The organism is Arthrospira sp. PCC 8006 (genome assembly GCF_046480465.1).
In the GTDB taxonomy this organism is placed as follows: Bacteria; Cyanobacteriota; Cyanobacteriia; order Cyanobacteriales; family Microcoleaceae; genus Limnospira; species Limnospira platensis.
The window spans coordinates 1-4,721 of record NZ_PKGG01000306.1 but is presented as its reverse complement, the minus strand read 5'-3'; the positions used below and the strand labels follow the sequence as shown (position 1 = coordinate 4,721).

At 48.3% G+C, this 4,721-nt stretch carries 3 protein-coding genes and 3 pseudogenes; 5 read left to right on the top strand and 1 reads right to left on the bottom strand.

The features are described 5' to 3' along the window. Positions 1-321, top strand: a pseudogene (locus tag B9T16_RS25885) (IS110 family transposase); the annotation flags it as partial. Between the two features lie 263 nt (positions 322-584). Here B9T16_RS25885 and B9T16_RS25880 read toward each other — a convergent pair. Beyond that, positions 585-1,853, bottom strand: a pseudogene (locus B9T16_RS25880) (ISNCY family transposase). Between the two features lie 1,013 nt (positions 1,854-2,866). Between B9T16_RS25880 and B9T16_RS25875 the strand changes: the two are divergent. From B9T16_RS25875 to B9T16_RS25860, 4 genes and pseudogenes are all read left to right on the top strand, one after another. Beyond that, positions 2,867-3,091: a reverse transcriptase N-terminal domain-containing protein gene (locus B9T16_RS25875; RefSeq protein ID WP_014275810.1), complete on the top strand. Its 225-nt coding sequence runs from the start codon at positions 2,867-2,869 to the stop codon at positions 3,089-3,091. Positions 3,092-3,112: 21 nt separating this feature from the next. Next, positions 3,113-3,355, top strand: a complete 243-nt coding sequence (locus tag B9T16_RS25870; RefSeq protein ID WP_014276931.1) for a hypothetical protein — start codon at positions 3,113-3,115, stop codon at positions 3,353-3,355. Next, the gene (locus B9T16_RS25865; protein ID WP_410246109.1) at positions 3,294-3,518 is read left to right on the top strand and encodes an RNA-directed DNA polymerase; all 225 of its coding nucleotides are present in this window, start codon (positions 3,294-3,296) and stop codon (positions 3,516-3,518) included. The genes B9T16_RS25870 and B9T16_RS25865 overlap by 62 nt, the downstream gene beginning before the upstream one ends. Before the next feature lie 502 nt (positions 3,519-4,020). Further along, positions 4,021-4,212: pseudogene (locus B9T16_RS25860) on the top strand (hypothetical protein). The last annotated feature ends 509 nt before the right edge of the window (positions 4,213-4,721 follow it).

Here is a 4,721-nt window from a genome sequence, read left to right as displayed (position 1 = left end):
CAAGTGCAATCTGGAAAGGCTGATACTCGTAGTAGTTTTACGGGAAGTAAAGAGACGCGATCGACCTTGCATCAGTTTGTTGTCCGGGCAATCGAGAGGGGGACTCATCGCGAACAGAAACCGGGTGGGGGTGCGATCGCGACAACCCCCTACGATTGCCTACCAAAATCTCCAGAGGCTCATTCGCTTAGAGTTTATTGGGTAACTAGAGCATACCACAAAGGGAACAAAGTGTCTGGGGCTGCGCTCAAGGCTGCCAGGAATGCCACATCCAGGAAACTAGCTGAGACGCTTTTTAAGGCTCTCTGGGATATGCGGTAATAAGCCCCATAGAATTAGCTTAATTGCCCTGTACCCCGATCCAATTCCCTAGGTCGGGGTTTTTATTGGTGAAAGTTTGGGAATAAGATAGAACAACCGACGACCAATCAGAGTGAGGATTTAGGTATTGATTGCGTGGGGGTCTCCACGGAGCCAGATTAATAAAGGTAGGAGTTATCAATTAGGGGATTTGTTATATGTTGTCAGCAATTCTCATTTTGGAAATTCAACTGCTATCGGGTGGGATGTCTAACTCGAGACCCTCAAGCATAAAGGTCAGAAGGTGGTCCCAACTGTCGAAGTACAGTCTGGGTAAGCGCGCGCAAATCATTAAAGAAGGTTTGGCGCTTCGGTAAGTGCGCTCGTAGCAACTGGTACTTGTTATCGAGCAACTCCTGCAGGGTGTGGAAGAGCAGCGAGAGGATGTTGATGGTCCGGAGCAAGGAAGAAAGATGCTGCTTGCCATGGCCAAAATTGTGTTCGAGATGGTAGCCCTTGGTCTTGAGAGTGTTGTTGTTCTCATTCTCAACTTTCCAACGAGTCCGCCCGGCCCGAACCACCTCGGCTACATTCTCATCGCTGAGAGGATAATTCGTGGCCAAGGAGTTGTGATAGGTTACCTGGCCATCAGCGGTGGTGACAGTAAGTTCGCACCAGTTAACCAACAGGACCTCATCGCTATCTTTGAGGGGGACTCCGTTGAGATAGCGGTAGGTATAGGTTTTCTCGACTTTACCAGTCCACTTCTTGGTCGTGAGGGTCGGGAGTTCGATGCCCTCTAGGTGTTCATAGAGGGTAGTATGAGACTCGGGGCGACAGACGACGATGAAGTTAAGTTGCTGCTCTAAAAACTGCTGACACAACGGTTGGTGGCAATAGAGGTCATCCCCTCAAACCGTGACATTCAAAGCCCTCAAGCATTGTTCTTGCCTCGATAGCCAGCGTTTGGCGGCGGCATTCTCACAGTCTTGCTTATCATGACCATCTTGGGGCACGATAAATTCGGGGACTAAGGGAATCACATGATTCTGTCCCGGACAGACGATGACTGGAGTGACAACACTATCGAAGTAATGGGTTTTTCCTGACTTCTGGGTGCGCGTTGAACAGTGGGGACAGTGAATTTGGTCGGAACTGAAGTATTCGGTGCCATCCAACGCGACTAATAGACTGTCCCCTAGGCAACGGAAGTCTTCTAACTGCCCCTGGGCTTCCCAGACTTGTAGGATATCCTCAAACACTGGAAACAGGTGCTCTGGGGACACGGCATCTAATAAGTCCCGAATCTGGTTATCACAGGGAATTCGATGAACTCCAAACAGACTTTGGGCATTGCTCTTGCCTTTACTCCCCTCCATCAGACGTTGATAAGCCAGAAACGACGGAGTTTGAGTAAAAAACACACTAAACGCACTTAAAGCGGCATCCTCCATTCCATAGCGGCGATTTTTACCCCGGCGCTTGTCCGGTAGCGATGACAAGCACTGGCGGAAAGAACCGACTAGAGTCTCAAAGCCACCTGGCTTTTTCAACGGCTCTGGCGCTCCTGGGTTTCTTAGATGTCATTACGATACAGGGATGCTGGGGACTTGAACAGGTTTTCGCCAAAATGAGAATTGCTGGGAAGCACGGGGTTGGAAACCCATGATTTACTATGATAGTTGTGCGAGACGTTCAGGCATGAAATAAGGCTGCAATGCTGAAATAACTGTCTGGTGGGTACTTCAACCCCTTGGTTGAATATAAGGAGTGCACTCCTGACCATTCCCATAACTGTTTATATGTCCCGACGCTTGGAGGAATCTAAGTAGGGCAGGGAACTCAAGGTCAATCCCACAAAGAAATCGTAATGCTCAATTATACCATAAGGAGGAGGTGCGAGACGTTCAGGCATCAAATAGGGCTGCAATGCCCGAAATAACTGCCTGGTGAGGATTTATACCCCTTGGTTGAATATAAGGAGCGCACTCCTGACCATCCTCATAACTGTTTATATGTCCCGACGTTTGGAAAAATCCAAACAAGGCAGGGAACTCAAGGTCATGAACCAACTGAGAAATCAGGGAGTAAAGAGTAACGGCGACAGCCACCCCCAGTTTTGGGAATCATAACCCCAGGACTGAAGCGGGGAACGGAAGGGGTGAAGTAGAACCTACTACCAGATGCGACCACTGCCAACCATCCATGATTAGGGAAACCGAATGTCCGGCTTGAACCATCGTCATTATTGAGCAGCGAAACAGGTTGATACGCTGCGCTCAAAAGAGTAAGGGGAAAAGTAGGGTAATCTTTTCATCACCTACACAGACCTTTAAAAGTACCCCGGTGGAAAGGACAAATCTCAAGATGGAATGCCCATATAAATGGAACGTTTTAAGTCCTCCTAGACTCTGATTATTTGGTCGAAATATCAGTAGGGATAAGTGTAACCGCAAGTCTCGGAGGATGTGAGATGTGACCAAAAGCCAACACCCTGCTGTAATAGTAGGGATATGCTAACAGGTCACGGTTTGATTGTAAGGAATAGAGTTTAGTAGGTGTACAAATGGCGATAGCGAGTTTAAAGAAAGGGTTGGGAAAACCAAAACCAATCAAGACTACGAACAACGCATGGAAGACAATCCCATGGACTAAGGTTCAACGGAAAGTATTCAAGCTCCAAAAGAGTATATTTCAAGCAGCTAAATCGGGACAAGACGCTAAGGGACGAAGATGGCAACGTCTATTGGTGAAGTCATATTATGCCCGGCTCCTAGCAGTGCGACTGTAGGGGCGGGTTCCACGGTCAGCCATGCTTCCCAACAGTCAGCTTAATAAACCCGCCCCCCAGGCGGGTCAAGGCAAGAAGACAGCCGGWGTTGATGGAGTAAGAGTAATCTCTCCAAGACAAAGGTTTGAGCTTGTGGAGAAYATTAAGGGAAATATCAAAGCAAAACCACTGCGACGGGTGTGGATACCAAAACCTGGCAGGGATGAAAAAAGCTGGAATAGGAATACCCACAATCCAAGACAGAGCAAGGCAAGCCTTGGTTAAGTCGGCTCTCGAACCTGAATGGGAATCGAGATTTGAAAGCACAAGCTATGGGTTCCGTCCCGGACGGTCAGCCCAGGATGCAATAGGCAGGATTTACGCWRSYATTAAYAAAGGWSAATATTATGTWCTKGATGCAGGTGCGAGACGTTCGGGTATGAAATAGGGCTGAAATGCCCGAAATAACTACCCGGTGAGGATTCCAGCTCCGAATCTGGATATAAGGAGACCTCTCCTGAGCATCCTCATAACTGATTATATGTCCCGACGCTTAGGTAACTAAGCAAGGCAGGGAACTCAAGGTCATAAACGAACTGAGAAATCAGGGAGTAGAGAGTAACGGCGATAGCCACCCCCAGTTTTGGAAATCATAACTCCAGGATAGAAGCGGGGAACGGAAGGCGTGAGGTAGAACCTACTACCAAGACGCGACCACTGCCAACCATCTATGATTAGGAAGACCGAATGTCCGACTTGAACCATCGTAAAGCACGAGCAGCGAAATAGGTTGACACGCTGCGCCCAAAAGGGCAAGGGGAAAAGTGGGGGATTCTGCATTCTACCCACACAGACCTTTAGAAGTACCCCGGTCGATAGGACAAATCTAACGATGGAATGCCCATATAATCGGAACGTTGTAACCCCTCTAATGCTCTGCCCATAAACAAGTGAGTAATGCAATTCACAAGGCAGTAGTGAAAAATGTAAGCGCATGCTTAGAGGGCTAAGGATGTGACCAGAAGCTAAAGCCCAATTGTCATGGTTGGGATATGCCCAATTGTCACGGTGTGGATATAGATACTGCGGTCAGTAAGAGTATAATGGCGAGGACGAGTTTAAAGACTACGTGCTGCATATAGCTCTGAACATCGAAGTAAAAAGCAGGTCTGTTGATTCTGCTCCTTTGACAAAACAGGGTATCCACACCAGGAGCCGTATGAAGGGAAACTTTCACGTATGGTTCTGAATGGGAGGGGATGGTGGTGACTCCATTCTCGACCCCTAACATATAGCGTGCGAGACGTTTAGGAGTGAAATAGGGCTGCAATGCCTGAAATAACCTCCTAGTGGGACTTCCACCCCTTGGTGGAATATAAGGGATTCGCACCCCTGACCATCCCATAACTAACTATGTGTCTCAACATCTGGCTTCGACAACCAGATAAGGCAGAGAGACTCAAGGTCAAGACCAGCAATTCTCATTTTGGCGAAAACCTGTTCAAGTCCCCAGCATCCCTGTATCGTAATGACATCCAAGAAACCCAGGAGCGCCAGAGCCGTTGAAAAAGCCAGGTGGCTTTGAGACTATAGTCGGTTCTTTCCGCCAGTGCTTGTCATCGATACCGGAAAAGCGCCGGGGTAAAAATCG

Excerpts from the sequence above, each read along its gene's own strand:
- B9T16_RS25875 (WP_014275810.1), top strand. The coding sequence starts at position 2,867 with ATGGCGATAGCGAGTTTAAAGAAAGGGTTGGGAAAACCAAAACCAATC.